The following is a 17981-nucleotide window of genomic DNA, read 5'->3' as shown; positions in this document are numbered from 1 at the left end:
AAATTCCAGAAATCGGCATAATTGCAGGCGCATGGCAAATAACCCTACAACCTTAAATCCTTTCATTAACAAAGGCTTCAAAAGTACTACTCGGCATTACCAAAGTAACGGGATAACGACTAAGCTTGTCAGGTGCGACATGAAAAAATGACCGGGAGTGTGAGTGAAACCCTCTGCATTGCAATCAACCGTTTGTCTGTGTTTTTCTGTCATTGGGTGGCAGGTTAGTGCAGCAACTCAATCGCCTGCTAGTTTTCTGGCCAACCCTATGGTGTTTGCGCTGGTCATAGGGGGCGTGTTTGCGTTGATGGCTGGCCTGGTCGTGTGGGGGTTAAATCGCAAACAAGGCGTTATCCGCAGCAATAAGCATCACGAGGCACATCATTTTTACCTGGAGGCATTTCAGGCAAGCGACGGGTATCAGTTTGTGTTTAGCTCAGATGCCAGTTTAGTGAGTATGAGTGATGGCCTGACCAAAGCATTGAACAAGAGCCACACCGAATTGTTCGCTTATAACCTGCATGAATTACTTGAGCCAGATAGTTGGGCAAGACTTGCGGCGTGGTTGGAGCAACCAAAAGCAGGTCAGGTGGTTAAATTGACGCTGGTCAGTGCGCTTAGCGAGCGTGTGACGGGGTTATTTGAACTGCAAAGTTCTGACCATCGCAATTTGCACCTTGCCCGCTATTTACCGCTGTCTCCCCATTTAGGTCAGGCAGACACCGACAGTGAGCTTTTGGCAGTTACCCTGAGTTCGATTGGTGATGGCGTTATCTGTTGCGATGTAGATAGCCGGGTGATCTTTATGAACCCGGTTGCCGAGGCCGTATTAGCGCTGCTTACGGAAGAAGTGAAAGGGCAGCCCATCAGCAAAGTGATGCCTTTATACCATGAAGGTAGCGATCGGCCCATAGAAGATCAGATGGCGGTGTGCATGCGCAGCCAGCAAACGGTTAGTTTGCCGGATTCGACCTGTTTTCGGAATCATCTCGGATTGGAGTTTGCAATTGATGATTCCTGCTCGCCGGTATACAACAATGCGGGCAAAGTGATTGGCGCTGTGATGATTTTTCAGGATGTGACCGAATCCCGCGCACTCAAGCGCAAAATGAACCACCTGGCCCACCACGATGCCTTGACTGGCCTGCCAAATCGGCTGTTGCTGCAGGATAGGCTGATCCAGGCCTGTAAACGGGCGCTGCGTAACCGCCATCAGTTTGCGGTAGTGTTTATGGACCTCAATAAATTCAAAAAAATCAATGATTCACTGGGGCATGACTTTGGTGACTTGCTACTCAAACAAATTGCACTGCGGCTCACGGACGCCATTCGTGCCTGTGACACTGTGTCCCGGATGGGGGGGGATGAGTTTGTGCTGTTGCTCGATGCTATTGAAGACAAACGGCATGTTGGCAGCGTTATCAAGAAAGTACTCGACAGGGTGTGCGGAAAGTATGAGATCAAAGGTGTTGAAGTACAGGCGACACTGAGTGCCGGCGTGGCTTTGTATCCAGATGATGGCGATAACGCTGAGGTATTAATGAAGCGAGCGGACAGCGCGATGTATCGGGCAAAAAAATCCGGCAAAGACGGCATGCAGTTCTACTGTGCACAATTGGATGACGAGGTCGAACAGAATCAGGCGCTGGAACAGGCAATTTTAGAAGCCATATCGCAAGATCAGTTTGTACCGCACTTTCAGCCCATTGTGAACGCAACGGATGGGCGCATTGTTAAGCTCGAAATGTTGGCGCGCTGGCATAAAGAGGATGATTTAGTTGAAGCCAGTCGCTTTATTGCTGAATTAAGTGATGTAAAAGCGCTGATGTCTTTGCAGGTTAAGTTGTGGGAGCAAGCATTAAGCCATTTTGCCAGGTGGCAATCGCAACACCCAAAACTCAGGTTAAGCTTGAATCTGGCGGTTAAGACGCTGCAGCAAGAAGAAGCACTGAGCGCACTAACACACAGTATATCCGGGCACGGGCTGCAGCCACAGCATATCGAACTTGAAGTGACTGAAAAACAGCTATCGGTATTGGGCGGCGAGTTAAACTCAGTGGTTGATGCCTGGCGCGAGGCAGGATTTACTCTGTCAATCGATGATTTTGATGCCAGTCATACCAGTATCGGGCAGCTTCATGCATGCAACTTTGACGGCTTAAAGCTGGACCCCGGACTCCTGAATGGGCTTGCGGAAGAGGAGGTTGCGGGTGTGGTGAGTTCGGTGCTCACCCTGGCCAACAACCTTGGTGTTGTTTGCTGCGCAGAGGGCGTAGAAACGCCTGAACAGGCAAGGTTACTTACCAAAATGGGGTGTCCTTTATTGCAAGGCTACCATCTTGGCGAGCCACTCAGTGCGAAAGAAATTGAAATACATCTGGCCCGATATCTCGAGTCATAATGGCTAAAATGCTCCTTTAAAGTTGGCGCTGTAGTTTGAATTTTAAATTGGTGCTAGCAAGCTATACTCAAAGAGCAAGCCTGTAAGGTATGTTGCCAACAGAGGGCTTGTCAGGAGCAGGCACGTGAACACCAACACTTTATCAGACGAACTGGTTACACAATGGAATGAACTACTCACTCGGGTAGCGGAGTTACTGGAGGTGCCTGTAGCTTTGATCATGAAACTCAATGGTGCCCACCTGAGTGTGTTTAATAAAAGCCTCAACAGTCAAAACCCCTACGAGATTGATGACAGTGAATGCTGGGATCAGTCCGGGCTGTATTGTGAAACCGTGATTAAAACCCAACAAGCGCTGTTTGTTCCCAACGCACTCAAAGACCCGCTCTGGGATCATAATCCGGATATTAAACTGGGCATGATTGCCTACCTTGGCCTGCCTATTAAAAATGTCGACGACTCTGTGTTTGGCACTGTGTGTGTGCTCGATGATAAAGAAAATACCTTTGATGGCAAAACCAGAGCCATGCTTAGCTCACTGAAACACTTGTTTGAGTTACAACTGAGAATGCTGGCAGAGCAAAAGGAGCAGGACCACAAAGAAGCATTCAAAGAGCAGACTTTAATGACCATGGGGCTGGCTCATGAACTGAATACGCCGCTGGGTGTGAGTGTAACTTCTGCCTCTATGCTGGTTGAGTCGGCCAGTCTGCTTTTGCGTGCACTGGATGAGGGACCTGATGGCATGGAAGAGGCTCGTAAACAGGCGGGTTGTATTGGTCAGGCGGCAGCCCTGCTGTCGCGCAATCTTTATCAGATGGACGACAAAATTGACCGGCTTAAACAGTCTATTGTGCAGTGCCACAACGGGGTTTCAACGGTGTGCCGTATTTCAGACGTTTTTAATTCGCTGGCAGAGGTATGGGCGCCGTCTTTAGCCCAGAAGAAGGTAGCGCTTAAAATCGATACTGATCCAAGTGCAGATGTTTTACTCCACCTGAAACCCGCCAGTTTGATTGAAGCACTTAACCACCTGATCACCAATGCCATTGAACACGCATTCGAGGGCGTTGAACAGCCGACCATCAGAATTGCTGCTAAGGTAAAAAATCAGGAACTCAAGCTTAGAGTGAGTGACAATGGTGCAGGTGTAAACCTAATACATCCGGAAGACATTTTTGCACCATTTTACTCAACTAAAAAGCAAGTTGCAGGGTCGGGGCTTGGCCTGGCACATGTTAAGCGCATTGCCCTGAATGACTTAGCTGGCACCGTGTATGTTAGCCGCTATGAAAATGGTTTGAGTATAGTACTGCGTTTCCCCGTATCCGGACCAATCGTGCAACCGTAAGCGGATAGCCTAAGAGACTTATCAGAGTCCTTTTTGTGCCTTGACCGTTGCGATAGACAGCGACAGTTGTGCAGCCATTGATGCATGCTTTTTATGCAGCACATGATAGGCTTTAGAGTTAAATAAGTGATGTACATTCAAATGCGCGAGCGAGTCGGGCAGCGGCCATTGAGTTGAGACGACAAAAATAGCGTAGTCGAAGCGGTTTACATTTAGCAGCTCAGGTAACTTGCCTAAATTGTTGATCTGATAAAAGTGATTTCGCTGCGCCTGGGGGTACTTAGTGAGCAGCACGCGCTTGGACTGGTCGGTCGCGACTATGGTACTGGGTGTTGCCACGAGTACAGAGTTGTCACAGGGCACATTTGCGACACATAAAAGCACAAACTCCACCTCCGTTAATGCTGGACCTACAGAAATAACATCCTTGAAGGGGGCGAATATCTCCTGTGCCAGAATAACGTCGCCATCGGTATGCTCTGCGGTAATTTCGTGTAACACCCGGTGCGCGGGCATTGCGATAAAGTTCGCTTCGATGCCTGCCTGGGCGTACGCTGCCTGAACTAATGGCAAGGCCTGATCGCGGACGCTGGGATGTTGCAGATAAGATATGGTTAATGGGGCTGCACTCAGCTGTGCACTGAGAGCGCACAACACAACAACCTGGGTCAACCGAAGAAAAATATCTTTGAGCATAAAAAGCGCCTTAATGGATCTGCGCCGAATTATACCCAGTTTAGTTGCAAAGCATAGTCTCCAAAGGTGTTATATCCGGTTAAATTAACCACAATTTGCCCTCGATCATAATCCTGCTAAATAGATAAAATAAAAAAGGTACACCCTTGCCAGCTCTGCCTTGAAAGCGACTTGTTAGTGTCATTAAGAATTAACAAATATGATTAAAAATTAGTTGACTTAGAGGGGCAGCCCGATAAGATGAACGTAGACAGAATTTGGGTCAGTGTTTATAAATCTCCATTACGTTGTTGTATAAGTTTTTGCTTGTAGTAGTACCGTCCTGAAGTTTTATCACCGGCAAAATTTAGGTCTATGCGCCCACATGGGCATAGGTTTGCCAGTTTTTTGTATAGAAGGATCCTTTGCATCAGGGCAGAGGTTAGCTTTTAAGGATTGGCATCATTTTAATATTCAGGATTTACTATTATGTCTAATACTTTAACAGGTACCGTAAAGTGGTTTAACGAATCAAAAGGCTTTGGTTTCATCGCTCAGGAAAATGGCCCAGATGTATTCGCACACTTCAGTGCAATCAAAGGTGACGGCTTCCGTACACTAGCTGAAGGTGAGCGCGTTGAGTTTAAACTGACTCAAGGCCAAAAAGGTCCTCAGGCAGAAGAAATCGTTAAGCTATAATTGGCGGTTTTTGCTTAAGAGAAAAAGCAAGCTAAGGCTTGCTTTTTTTGTGTCTGTAACCCGGCACAACATACCTTTCACTTAGCTGGCTGTGGTAAGATCGCATCATTATCCCCTGATGTGTTTTACTCCATGGACCTGACTCAATTCTGGCAGCTCATTGCCATCGACAACCAAACTAAAGATAAAGCGGCGCAATTAAAAACCAGGCTAGAAGCACTGCCTGACAACGAACTGGCCGAGTTTGATAGCCACTACAGCAAGCAACTCAGACGTTTATGGCACTGGGATATCTGGGGCGCAGCTTATGTTACTTGCGGCTGTAACAGTGAGTATGACTTTCTGGATTTCTGCAACTGGTTACTGACCCAGGGCGAAGCCGTGGTAGATCAGGTGCTGGGCGAGCCAGATACCCTGGCACGTATTGAAGACATGCCGCTGCGCGACAACCTGCCTTATCCGTATTGTGACGAGCTGGACCTGACAGCAGGGCTGCTCTACGAGCAAAAAACGGAGCAGGAGCTGCCCTATCACAACACAGTGAACTATGCGCCACAGGGCAAACAGTTTAAAAATAAACCCAAAATGTTAAAGCAAAGCTACCCACAGTTGTTTGCTAAGTACTGGCAGGGGTAATTTACCCCAGGCTTAAAGAGTCTGGCACTGTTTTTGTGGTTACGAGTCCGTTGTACGTAATGTGTAAAGCGCCGGTACAAGCGGATTATTAACTGCACGCCGGCCGCTGTGATTGAAAGCGCACATAACTAAATGCGCTTTTTTGCAACCTCGCATAGGTCGTTGTTTGTATCACAGTGTTGAAAAAGCAAATAGACTTTCAGAAAAACCATGAAGACTCTTTTTAACCTATTGAAATATTGGTCAAATTACTACCTCTTTAATTTCTAATGTTTAAATATCAGAGATAATCCCATTTATATACAAGAAGTACCGTATCACATGGTCCTTTTGTATTGTCCCTGCCTGCATCCTCCCATAGTGTTGAGAGTTCAGAAGTGAACATGAAAATTTAACAGGTTGTTTGTTTTTTGTTTCATTTTTAACGTTTGTCCATTACGCTTTTATTACGCAATACGTTAGGTTTGTATCCTTGTTCGAAAGTGGCTCTAGCTGCCAATTGTTAGCGCCGAACTAAGTGTCAAACTTAAAAGGAAACTGTCTTATTTGTAAACAATATGTATTCAGGGAGAGAGTGAATGCCGATAAAAAAAGCCTCTTTGGCGGCCTTTCTGTGCGGTGTTAGTTGTTTGAGCAATGCCGCGACACAGTGGGTAGACACACATTCATTATTAAACCAACAGCACCTGTGGCATGAAGTTGAGAACCAGCTTAAGAAACAGGCTCGAGCCAAGGCCGCTGAAGTGAGTGGGGCACTTAGTGATAACGGAATACGTTATCAGCGGGTGAAAACCATAGGGAATACCAAGCGCTTCGAACATCACCAAGTTTATTATCGTGGTATACCAGTCATCGGTGGTCAATTTGTACTATTCAGAGACAGCACCGGTAAAGTCTTGCAGGGCCTGGGTGCAACTATAAGAGCGCAAGAGCTGCCTGATGCCACTGATGGACGTTATTTCAGTTTGCCCTCAGCTGACATAGAGCAACGGCTGGCGGCAGACTTAACGTCCGAGACCAAGTTGCAAGATCTCAGGCGTGCGTATTTGACTTGGCAAGGCCGTTTAATGGGCGTGTTTCAGGTTACCGCCACTTCGAAGGAGGGCATACGTACTCTTACCATCGATGCTGATACACTGAATGTCCTTAAGTCTGAGCAAGGCATTATGCACTCTCCCCGTGCAGAGCAAGGCGCAGAGCAGCTTTCTGATGGTGGGCAATACGTTGCAGCTGGTGGCATAGGCGGCAACGAGAAAATGGGGGCTATATGTTACTCACCGCAGCCTTCGACAATGGAGGCTTGCCTCAGATATCAATATGATGAAACGACCAGCCCTTCAACAGAACTACTTTTTAATGATGTCAGCGATACTGCTCGCCCGCTCATTTTTGCCGACTTTGATGGCTATCCATTTGTTGTTAGAAAAGAAGGAGGGCGCTGCTTTTTAGAAAACCCGTATGTGCAGACAATTGACTATTACTCTCACCACACAGACCCCTTTATGTACGGTTGTGATGGCTATTATGAGTACTTTAATGGTGACGACGTCGGCACTGACTATTATGACTATTTTAGCTATGGGCCTTTAAGTGACGCTCATTTTTACGGTGGGCTCACCATGCAGTTTTTTCATAAACAGCTGAATGAACTGTTTCCAAACCAAGTGTCCGATTGCCCTATTGATGGCTACTGTCTACAAACACTCAAACAAAGAGTTAGAAACAATACCTTTGGTATGAATCAGGCTTACTGGGACGGAGCCTATGTAAACTATGGTACAGGATACTATGGTGTCAGCCATTATTCGCTTACTACTTCAAGTATTGTTGCTTATGAGGCTGCATATGCAATGACACACTGGAATAGTCAGCTGGAAAGTTGGGGGGAAGCTGGCGCTTTTTATCAAGCGTTTTCTGATATTTCTAGTATTGCTGTGCTGGATTACTTACAGCATAGCGTGTCTGGCAGCTTTAGCACCTCAGAGCCTTTTTTATCGCAAATACTCGATGGCACTGGGCGCCCCCAAGACGATAAAAAGTGGTGGCTCGGCTGGGATGTAAGAGTACAAGATGTCGGAGAGCGTTATTTTTCGCTGCCATCACTTGATGGTAGTAGTATCGACCATTTGAGTGCTTATAGTGCCAATATGTCGCGCTATGAAGTAGGTGGCCTTTTTAGAAAAGCTTTCTATGAACTAGTAAAAACTTATGGTTGGACTATTGAAGAAGCATTTAAACTATTTTTAAACGCTAATATTTCATGTTTGCCTGCCAACGCGAGTCTAGATGATGCAGCTACTTGCCTGATGCTGGTGGCTGATTCAAGCAATGTGGGCATGCTAGTAGAGGAGGCACGCAAGGATGTAGATGGCGCGTTACACCTAGTTGGGTTGGTTGCGCAAACATCTGAAATTTCAAGCCTACCTGTTGCTGCTATGCCGCAGTATGACGAGTTCATGTATTTGATTGAGACGCTACCAATCAGTGAAATAGAGCGTATCTCTGTTGATTGGGGTAATGGGGTCACTGAAGGCTGGTCTCGTAATTCCGGTAGCGCGATTTATCCGTTTTTACAAAGGGAGCATGGTATTGAGCCCGATTTACTGACGCGTTTTAAGATCAATGTAGTCAAAACAGACGGTGAGGAGTTGCTTGCTTATCGTGATTATTATTCGCGCGCTCTTGGCGTGGCTTGCCCACCGTGGTTTGGAGAAGATAATACAGGCCTGATGAGCCAGGTGTTGATTAATGGTCACAATTTACAATTACTGCCACAGAACTATCAAGAGATATTGGACCAGCCCTTAAACTTATATCTTAAACAGCGAAACACTATTGAACTCGGTGCCTATTCTGCTGGACAAGAAGTCACGGTATTACTGGATACCAACCGCAATGGCGCTTATGAAGAGCAAGAAGTCTATCTAGTCGAAGAGATAACGGATACTGGGCTGGTCTCTTTTTCTTTGCCTGAAGGCTTCCTCCCGGGCAAAATAATGATGCGTGTGGTTGTCGGCTCCAGATATGGTTTTTTCTTTTCATGTGGAGAAGTAGATGAAGGCCAAGTTTTCGATGTAAAAGTTGACTTCTCAGGCGCAGGCGAGTGGTTACGCTCTGATTTTAACTTTGAAATTCAAAGCGGTAATAAAGTTAAATTCACTAATAGCTTTTTGCCAGACAGCGCGCAACCCTCAGAAAAATTTGAACAACCGATGAATGTAAATAGCTCAACGTATATCCCTTTCTCTAGTGCCATTTCGTATCCTATGGGTTTTCAGACTTGCTTAGAATTGGTATTTGAAAAAAATTATCAACGCAACACATATAGTGAATTATCAAATTTATTTGCCTGCCAAACAAAAAAAGACATACCTCAAATATACAGCGTGCTCCATCCGACTTAATTGAATGAATTGTTGTAGGGTTTCGCCGGCACATCGCAGGCGAGACCTGAGCGTTTGCTCAAATAACTCTCCATATTAAGGGAATAAAATATGAAACCTCTGTATTTATCCATTGCTCTGGCACTGGGGACGGTCTCCGTCATGCCTGACACTTTTGCTGGCTCATTAAAAGCAACCAGTGGTGTAGCTTACCAGCAAGACATGCAGATTAAAAATGAGCGTTTAAAGGCGCGACTGGCACAGCATGGCCTAAGCAGTAAAAATCGGCCTCAATTGTTTTCGCTAATTGAGCAAAGGCTGGAGCAAGACATGCTGGTAACAGAAAATCCGCGTCCTAGCTCATTACAAAACTGCTTGAGCGGCAGACCTGAGCTGTGCTCTTTCTTTAAACATATGGGTATCGAAGTCGCCAAGAGTAATGCAAATGGTGAGTCCTATGTTGTGTTATCTGCGTTAAACAGTAAAACGGTATCGACCGATTATACATTGATAGATCTGCATCTAACCAATGAGAAAGGCGAGCAACTCACTAAACTGGCATACAATGAATATTTTGGCGACGGGCAGGAGGCTAAACGCAAATCTGTGTATTCCTTCGCAAAGGTACAAGATATTCTTCCTAAACTTGCCGCTTCAGAGCGTATTTTTGCCGATGGCTGGGTGACCTCAGTATATAAGGGAGCCGACAATAAGCAAATTGTTGAAGACCGAAACATTGTGGTGGAGTATTCGAAGGATACTCTGTTGGCTAAGTTAGGTTATTTTGCGCAGCCGAGATCAGGCGCGTCTGACACTGAGGGCGTCTCACTTCTTCCTCTGGCGGGGCGAGATGGTTTTAAAACAGACATAAAAAAGCCCATTGATAATCGCTCTGAAGGCGGTGCGGATGTGCCTGACGGTAAGATCATTATTTGTCTGAATCGAAATTATGGCGATTGTGATTATGAAAATATTTACCCAATAGGCACACCAACCAGCGAAACTAAATTAAAGGTCCCGTTTCAAGGGAGCTTTAACGTGATGGGTAAGGTGACGCGCATCTACCTGCCGGATTTTACAACACTGGAAGTTCAGGAGGAAAACGGCGTAATAACCCTAGTCGAGAGCCCGGTAACGAATAAGCCTGCTTTCATGAATCACGGAACGAATATCTTTATCCAGACGAAGGAGGGAGGCGGGGCCGTAGCAATTGGTGATTTTGACTATCAGGATATCAGCGACCTCTTCGCAAGGAAATTAAACCTGCGCTACGACAAGTGGAAGGGAATGGATCGGACAATCATATCCTGGAATATCCCGCAATATGAGGGGGTGTTTGGAGACGCCACATTATTTGGCAGATATCAGGATACTCACTGGATAATGCACTTTGCGCTTGATCATGTAATGCGTCCGGGCAGACCGCCACGAACGGCTTCTTTTGTCATTGGCTCTACTGACATGGACAGTGGCTGGGGTGAAACAGACCGCCCTCAGATGCAGATTGTCTACAGTTGTCTGGCTGAAGGTTCCTTAATTACGCTACCAAATGGCAAACACCTTCCCATAGAGCAACTTGAAGTGGGCGATCAGGTACTGGGTGCCAGTGAGTTTACACCTGCTAATCATCTGGCACTGACGATAGAAGATATTTCTGTGGGTGTTGAAACTATTCCTATGGTCCAGCTCAAAACCAAGTCGGGTAAAACGCTGTTATTGACTGAGTCTCACCCTGTTGTGATGCAATCAGGCAATGCTGTGTGGGCGAGCAAGGTAGAGCAAGGGGCGCAGATCTTAACCGAAAACGGGCTCGAGATGATCACTCATATCGAGGAGGTTGAGTTTACCGATAAAGTATATAACCTTCGCCTGGGACGCAGCAAAGATGACCCGGATTATCAACCTGGAGAGTCTTTCAGTATGTTTGCCAATGGCCTGCAAGTGGGTGATCTGGCAATGCAAAGCGAGCATGAGTTTAGCAATAAGGTAGAAACGACAGAAGATGTGCTAAATCGTCTGCCGCAGGCATGGCACCAGGACTATCTGAACAGCCTTAAGCAATAGTCATGGATTGACAAACCAAGGCCCGAAAGGGCCTTTCATGGAGATATGATAATGAAAATACGTAATGTGGTTTCGTTTATGTTGTTATTGGGAGCTTTGTTTTTAGCAAAGGCACATGCTCACACTATGGCTGTCCATGAAGTAAAAGCGCGAACGACCATTGGTCAGGGTACAGATCTTGTCCCGCTTGGCACAGCTTATCAAAGCAAAGGCAAGCTATTTTTGGGGCTGCAATCTGTACTTGGCAAACAAGTTGAGCACTTGGGTAATACACATATTGATTTTCGAGTAGGTGTTGATCTTAACTATCAGCAAGCCCTCAAACTGGTTGATGGCAAGGTCGATGCTGGTTTCGAATTACCAGCAGTGCGAGTTGATGCGGGTTCGAACTATGCCAAAGATATTAGTGCAGACAGGTATACGGGTACCTACACTGTCTATTCCTCTGTAAAACCCAAATCCAGAATGTTGGTTCCTCACAATGATACGGGCTATCAGCCGACATTGGCGGCACAGGAGTTGGCAACAGCGTATCCGGGTAACAAAGCGAGCAATCTGGGGGACGGTTTTGTCCAGGGATTTGCCTATGGCTCGAATGTTGTTATTAACATGAAAATTGAGTACAGGAATGAAGCGGACAAACGCACCATAGGCGGGTATCTGAGCGTCGACTGGATAGGCAGCGTTAAAGTTGACGGTGAACTGCAGAAGATAAGTGAAGAAAAGCGAAACTCAGTGAATATCACGATAAGTGGCATGCAAAGTGGGGGAGATCCAAACAGGCTGCTGCAGATCATACCCAATGGCATCATGCACTGCACACTACTTAACCCTGAGCCCTGTTTTAACTTGTTTGAAGCGGCGGTCAATTATCTAAAAACGGACTATATCAACCAGTTCGATACACTGGCGGATTACAATATTAGTGAAGTGTATACCGCAAGTTATTTAGACTCTGGCGCGGGCCTCCAGCAGCTTATCCCGGACAGTGGTTATACGCCAGTTAATTACCTGACTCGCCTAATCATCAAAGAGCTGACTGCGCGCTGGATAGAGGAGCGTCTGGTGTATCGTCGCGCCAAAAACCTGCAGCGTTACTATGCAGCCCAGTTTTCTGCAGAGCAACTCATTCAGTTACAGGACATTGAAAGCAAAAGTCGTGCTAACGCGAACTTGTTCGCCGATCTGGTCGACTATTGCGAGCGCAATCCGGAAGGCAATTACTGTATTAACTATGAGGCCGACAATCTCGTGTATGTTCGCGATTATAGTGCCATCAGTGACGTTCTCAGATAAGGATATCTCATGAATTTACTTAGATTTTTATTAGTCTTACTGGTATTAATGATGGCTTTTGGTATTCAGGCCGTCGCTTCGGTATCAGAGCAAAGCAACGATAAACACCAACAAGCCAGATACAGTGAATTAGGTGATTTACTTACGGTTGAACAGGCTCAAGGCCGATTTGCCTGGCTACGCAAATGTTATGATGATGTGCTGGTTGAGCTATGGGAGCGGATGCATGCATCGTCTGATATTGTCGATAAGGAAGAAAAGCTTAGACAGCTCAAAGCCTTATGGCTTTCCGATACAGCGTTGGCTGCAGGCAAAGCTCAGTACCTGACTTTTGCAAACACTGATTTTACCAACCCTTATCAGTGGTATGCGGGCACTAGTGCGCATGAAGCATGTTCAATTATGCCTGTGGAGTATGAACCCGTCGCGCTTAAAACTACCGTGTTACCCAGGTCTTATTGTGAGAATCGTAGCTATGAGCATGAATGGGAGTGGATCTCAGAAGTCACAGTGGATGACTCCACGCATCAATCAGAAAAGCATGCTCATAGCCTGATTTCGGGCAAAGTGTTTGTGCTGCGAGCTAATCAGGCATCGAAAGTTACGATTAAGCCGGGCAATAAAGAACCGGAATTTCCGTCCTATGTTGCAGCGCGTGTGTGGATTGACTGGGATCACAATGGTCAGTTTGAGTCCTCTGAAATGGTGTATCGCTCAGCGTCATCGGGTGTTTTCAAATTCTTACTGAACGTACCGGCAACAGTACCCGAAGGTTTGACGCTAATGCGCGTAGCGACGGACGCCGGAGGTGGGTCAAATGATGCGTGTACTCGTATTCATTACGGCGAAGTAGAAGATTACTTGGTCACTGTTCGTTAAGGAAGATGATATGAATCCAATTTACTCTACATTATTGATGGTGAAGCTCGCTCTGGTAAGTGGGTATGCACAAAGTGCAGATACTCAGATGAGCAGCGGCAATTTGGCAGGCTCGGTTGTTTCAGGGCTGATTAATGACCATATCGAAGTCGGAACGGCTTACGATAGTCAGAAGAAGCGCTTTTTAAATGTACAACCAGTAAGCGGTGTTATTGATGAAAGCTTTGGCAATACGGAGCTGCAGTTCAAAACGGGTATCGACATGGGCTACGACGACATGTTGAGTATTCTCAACGGTAGCGTGGATACTGATGTGAACTTTCCCGTGGTGCGCGTCTCTGCCGGGGCTTCGCTCGCAAAGGAAATGGCATCCAGCACTTATTCAAGCTCCTATACTTTTAGTGCGTCCAGCACTCCGAAAAAGCGTCTGCTATTGCCCGTAAATCAAAACACGGGATATACCTTGTCACGAGTTGGCGACAATATTGCCAACAATCATCAGGCTCAGTTGCAAGCTTTAGTGGGCGATGAGTTTGTGACGGGGATCGAGTATGGTGCAAACGTACTGGTTAATCTAAAGATTGATTATGGTAGTAATAAAGATAAGTCAGACATAGGTGGTTATCTGAATGTGGACTTGTATGGTGGTGTATTCAATGTAGGTGGGCAGCTTAAGTATTTGCAGAATGACACAAAGTCATCGGTCAAAATAACGGTAAGGGCGGTACAGCAAGGTGGCGACCCAAAACAGCTGCTGACAGTCATACCTAATAATATCATTACTTGCTCTTTGGATAACCCAACGCCTTGCTTTGATATGTTTTATGAGGCGGTTAAGTACGCAAAAACGGGTTTTAATAGCCAGTTGTCGTCGCTGAGTGATTACAATGTTGTGCGTTACTATACGACGCGTTACGACAAATCCTCTCTGGCACTGCGCGCGTTGGTACCCGACTATCAGGTCGTCAGAAATGCGACTAAGTGGTTGATCACTGAGCTTGAGGATGACTTTAAACAAGCCATTTTGGACGAGCAAAGAGCTGCTAACCTGCTCAATAGCTATTATGCCTATCTTCCCGAGGCGCAGCGCCTGGCTGTGGAACGCATCAAAACGCTTGCCTACGATAATGCCTGGTTTTCTTTCACAGCCGCTCAGTTTTGCCGTGATAATCCCTTCGGATATGCCTGTGAAAATAAGGTGCAGGAAATGAAAAACGCGTGTGTTCAGCGAGGAAAGTCCTGCCCTGCCAGCTACGATATAACGGATTTGCAATTGCCATCGAGTGATGGCCAGGATTGGAAACAATGTGAGTTAGCCCGCCAGGAGGCCGTTCGCTCAGGGGTTGTTTCACAGGCACACAGCGTTCTGTTTCGTAACCTAAGGTGGGCACCGACTTTTATCGACGCAAACGCTCCTGCACGTGGAATATTAAACTGGCGATTGTGCGAGGCTGCATTAAGTACTTATGGTGTGGTATTTCAGCAGTAGGACTGACGCGTATGTCTGATTGCAGACATACGCTCTATTGTAAAATTACTGTCTGGCACCGAACAATTACCTAATACAAGCGAGTACATTTACGCATTTTAAGTAGTACTATTAGACGGATTAGTTAGCGGACTGCATTTTTTTAACGTTTGTGTTACAATCAAGACCGTCATACGTTGGCTGCACTTGATAAGCCTGGGTGTCACGTATGATTAAATATCACTATCAGGGAGTGACTATGTACAAAGTAATAACCAGTCTTTTATTCATACTGACTTGCACTGTGTCTGCCAATGATGCGCAGTACTTTTGGCGATTTGGTGACGGTTCTGTTTCTCATGAGGCAGAACCTGAACACGAGTACGCACAACCTGGCATTTATACCGTAACCCGAGAAGTGTACCTGGGTGGAAAACTGCTGGAGTCTTCTGAAAAGCAAGTTGATCTTATTTCTCCAAAAATTGTCGGACTGATTATCTTACAGCCTGATGAAGTGATTCAGGGGCAGAACGTTGAATTTCTGGCAAACCTGACATCCAGCGAGCCGCTTGATTTGCACTACCAATGGTACGTTGCTGGTGAACATGTCAGTGGGGGAGCTGACAGCGGCAAATTTACAACGAAGTTTGCAGAACCAGGTGATGTTGAATTGTCGGTCGATGCGCTGTGGCAGCAAACCGTGGTTTCGAGTACCAGCACTCAGTTGAAAGTCATCGAAGCTGATGACGACGGTGATAAGCCGGACGATGGTGATGACAACCCAGGTGATGGTGATGACAACCCAGGTGATGGTGATGACAACCCTGGTGATGGTGATGACAACCCAGGTGACGGTGGTGACAACCCAGGTGACGGTGGTGACAACCCAGGTGACGGTGGCGACAACCCAGGTGACGGTGGTGACAACCCAGGTAGTGACAAAGGAAGCGACAATAAAACACCAGACACCGGCAAGTCTGATGAAGGGGGATCTGGCGGTAGCCTTCATTTCCTGATCTTATTGCTCGCTGGTGCCTGTGTCATGCGCAGACGTCGTTAGTTAAGTAGCCCTGCCTACACATACAGCTGCCAGCCTTTGGCAGCTGTATGCTTCTGCTCCAATACACCATCTAGATACAACTCTGCTGACGAGATTTTTCGTGGCATGCTGAGTGCAGTAAAAACGAATTTCATACGCGGCATATTTTGATTTGAGACTGTCAATTTAGGCGAGCCCAGGGCAACAGGTTTCTTAAATATAGTAGATTGTGTCTAAAACAGACCTGTTTTGAATATACAAGGAGGCCAGATGTTGGTTGAAATGGCAATTGCTGATGCATACGGTGCCGGATTTGAGTTTGTTGCACAAGATATTATTCGTACACACAATGATCTTAGTGGCTACCGGGCACATGCTTTATCTGGTGAGTCAGCCTGCTACACTGATGACACGCAGATGTCTTTGGCATTGGCTGAGCTGATGCTAAGTGATAAACCCTGGGACAGCGAAACGATTGCCGCTGCCTTTTACGATACGTATCACAGGGATCCGGTTCATGGCTATGCTAAGCGATTGCAACAGGCTTTTACCGAGGCACCTAATGCTAAAACGTTTGCCAGACTAGTTAAGACCGATAGCTTTGGTAATGGTGCTATGATGCGTGCTCTGCCATTGGGTTATCTGGCTGATGAGCAAAAAGTTATGAGCAGAGCTGAGCAGCAAGCCCGAGTAACACACGACCACGATATTGCACTCAACGCCGCCAAGTGTATTGCTCTGGCGACTCATGCGGGCTTATATAAAAAGGCAACGCTAGATACGTTGCCAGATTATCTTACTGATTTCGATTGTGTGTTTGATGTTCACTGGGAAGGACCTGTGCGCGCTATTTCTGAAGATACACTGAGCGCGGTGTTGATGGTGCTGAGCCAGTCGCGTAGTTTGAGTAACCTACTCGAACTATCAGTCAACTTAGGCGGAGACACAGACAGTTTAGCGGCAATCAGTTGTGGTATAGCAAGCTGCTATGAAGAGGTCGAAAAAGATCTGCCCCAGGCATTAATTGCTCAGTTTGATCATCCTCATTATGGCTTGGAGTATCTTGCCAATATTGATTTGCGCCTTGAAGCATTGAAGTGCCAGACGCATTTGTAAATTGTAAAACTGAGAAAAACATGAATGCACAGAGTCATTGGATGGTCCTTTTCGAGGCGTTGACCCACAACGAAGCGGGTTGCTTTTATAACGACCAGCTTTTCAGCGGGGTCGCGATTAAGCATGAGCAGGGCCTGGTCGTTGGCCGCTTGATTTATCGAGAGGGAGAGCAGCTAGGTGATTATGTACCGCCTTACCTGAATCAACCAGAGCACGCGATTCTGGACACAGTGTTGGAAAGTGTACTTGAACCTATCTGCGTTAATGGTAAACCCTACTCTGGGATTGTATATAGCGTCTCACAGAATGGCCATGCATCTGGTGAGAATGTATTTGTTGATGGGTGGGAAGGCCAGGGCACGAATTATCATTGTGATAGTAATATTCGTCATGAACTTGAGCTTGAATCTATGCTGGGTGAAGGGGATTTACTAAAAGAGATGTATGAGTGGGATGAATTGGGGGGAATCCTGTCTTGGGATGTGGCGTTAAAAAGTACTCTCAACGACTCTAGAGGTAGTATTGCATTTAAAGTTGGTCAAGCGAATGAGATATCTCATTTTACTGTTACCGGAGAGTTTTGCTTAATTATCGACAACAGCGAAAAATTGGTTTGTCCATATGACAAGGTGGTAGAGGAGCTTAGCGGTTTTAATACAGATTCAATCTCTGAGTTACATGTAGTGTGTAGCGAACGTATTTATGCTCAGCAGAAAGCGTTGCAGGAATTGATATCAGCATTAAAGCCAGTACGACTAGCGGTGAGTCGTTATGAATGCAAGTGGGATAATTTGATTGCCTTTGCCGCGACAGAAGGGACGTCTGAGTTAGAGGTTGTGTCCGTATGCAGCGAACAGGAAAAAGCTGCCTTACATACACTGATGGCCCGCCAATACCCGCATGTCAAAATGATCTAAATGCTGCCAGAGCCTGTGTCACCAGGCTCTGCTATTTCGAAGTACCCAATCCGCGCT

Annotated in this window: 13 protein-coding genes; 12 read left to right on the top strand and 1 reads right to left on the bottom strand. The window is 46.3% G+C overall.

Annotation, left to right across the window (positions count from 1 at the left end; genetic code table 11):
* The first annotated feature begins 163 nt into the window (after positions 1 to 163).
* Together L1285_RS20385 and L1285_RS20380 are read left to right on the top strand one after the other, a co-directional pair.
* Entirely contained in the window at positions 164 to 2401 is a 2238-nt protein-coding gene (locus tag L1285_RS20385; protein WP_235414058.1) for a putative bifunctional diguanylate cyclase/phosphodiesterase, read from the top strand.
* Between the two features lie 124 nt (positions 2402 to 2525).
* On the top strand, positions 2526 to 3752 hold the full coding sequence (locus tag L1285_RS20380; RefSeq protein ID WP_235414056.1) for an ATP-binding protein: 1227 nt from the start codon (positions 2526 to 2528) through the stop codon (positions 3750 to 3752).
* A gap of 21 nt (positions 3753 to 3773) precedes the next feature.
* Here L1285_RS20380 and L1285_RS20375 read toward each other — a convergent pair whose 3' ends face one another.
* The gene (locus tag L1285_RS20375; RefSeq protein ID WP_235414055.1) at positions 3774 to 4448 is read right to left on the bottom strand and encodes a hypothetical protein; all 675 of its coding nucleotides are present in this window, start codon (positions 4446 to 4448) and stop codon (positions 3774 to 3776) included.
* Between the two features lie 468 nt (positions 4449 to 4916).
* On the opposite strand from L1285_RS20375, the gene L1285_RS20370 reads away from it, so the two are divergent.
* From L1285_RS20370 to L1285_RS20325, 10 genes are all read left to right on the top strand, one after another.
* Positions 4917 to 5126 (top strand): cold-shock protein, encoded by a 210-nt coding sequence (locus L1285_RS20370; protein ID WP_010380108.1) that lies wholly within the window; start codon positions 4917 to 4919, stop codon positions 5124 to 5126.
* 132 nt (positions 5127 to 5258) lie between these two features.
* Positions 5259 to 5762 (top strand): DUF4240 domain-containing protein, encoded by a 504-nt coding sequence (locus L1285_RS20365; protein ID WP_235414053.1) that lies wholly within the window; start codon positions 5259 to 5261, stop codon positions 5760 to 5762.
* 578 nt (positions 5763 to 6340) lie between these two features.
* Positions 6341 to 9166: a M4 family metallopeptidase gene (locus tag L1285_RS20360; protein ID WP_235414051.1), complete on the top strand. Its 2826-nt coding sequence runs from the start codon at positions 6341 to 6343 to the stop codon at positions 9164 to 9166.
* A gap of 90 nt (positions 9167 to 9256) precedes the next feature.
* Entirely contained in the window at positions 9257 to 11209 is a 1953-nt protein-coding gene (locus L1285_RS20355) for a Hint domain-containing protein (protein WP_235414050.1), read from the top strand.
* Positions 11210 to 11260: 51 nt separating this feature from the next.
* The gene (locus L1285_RS20350; protein WP_235414048.1) at positions 11261 to 12505 is read left to right on the top strand and encodes a hypothetical protein; all 1245 of its coding nucleotides are present in this window, start codon (positions 11261 to 11263) and stop codon (positions 12503 to 12505) included.
* Positions 12506 to 12514: 9 nt separating this feature from the next.
* Positions 12515 to 13384, top strand: coding sequence for a GEVED domain-containing protein (locus tag L1285_RS20345; RefSeq protein WP_235414046.1), 870 nt, complete (start codon positions 12515 to 12517; stop codon positions 13382 to 13384).
* 10 nt (positions 13385 to 13394) lie between these two features.
* Positions 13395 to 14873 (top strand): internalin, encoded by a 1479-nt coding sequence (locus L1285_RS20340; protein ID WP_235414044.1) that lies wholly within the window; start codon positions 13395 to 13397, stop codon positions 14871 to 14873.
* Positions 14874 to 15111: 238 nt separating this feature from the next.
* The gene (locus tag L1285_RS20335; RefSeq protein WP_235414043.1) at positions 15112 to 15912 is read left to right on the top strand and encodes a PKD domain-containing protein; all 801 of its coding nucleotides are present in this window, start codon (positions 15112 to 15114) and stop codon (positions 15910 to 15912) included.
* A 249-nt stretch (positions 15913 to 16161) separates the two neighbouring features.
* Positions 16162 to 17007, top strand: coding sequence for an ADP-ribosylglycohydrolase family protein (locus tag L1285_RS20330; RefSeq protein WP_235414041.1), 846 nt, complete (start codon positions 16162 to 16164; stop codon positions 17005 to 17007).
* 20 nt (positions 17008 to 17027) lie between these two features.
* Positions 17028 to 17924, top strand: coding sequence for a hypothetical protein (locus tag L1285_RS20325; RefSeq protein WP_235414040.1), 897 nt, complete (start codon positions 17028 to 17030; stop codon positions 17922 to 17924).
* Positions 17925 to 17981 lie beyond the last annotated feature (57 nt).

The organism is Pseudoalteromonas sp. DL2-H2.2 (assembly GCF_021532535.1).
Taxonomy (GTDB): domain Bacteria; phylum Pseudomonadota; class Gammaproteobacteria; order Enterobacterales; family Alteromonadaceae; genus Pseudoalteromonas; species Pseudoalteromonas rubra_A.
The sequence above is the reverse complement of the archived record's forward strand: the minus strand, read 5'-3'. Positions and strand labels throughout refer to the sequence as shown.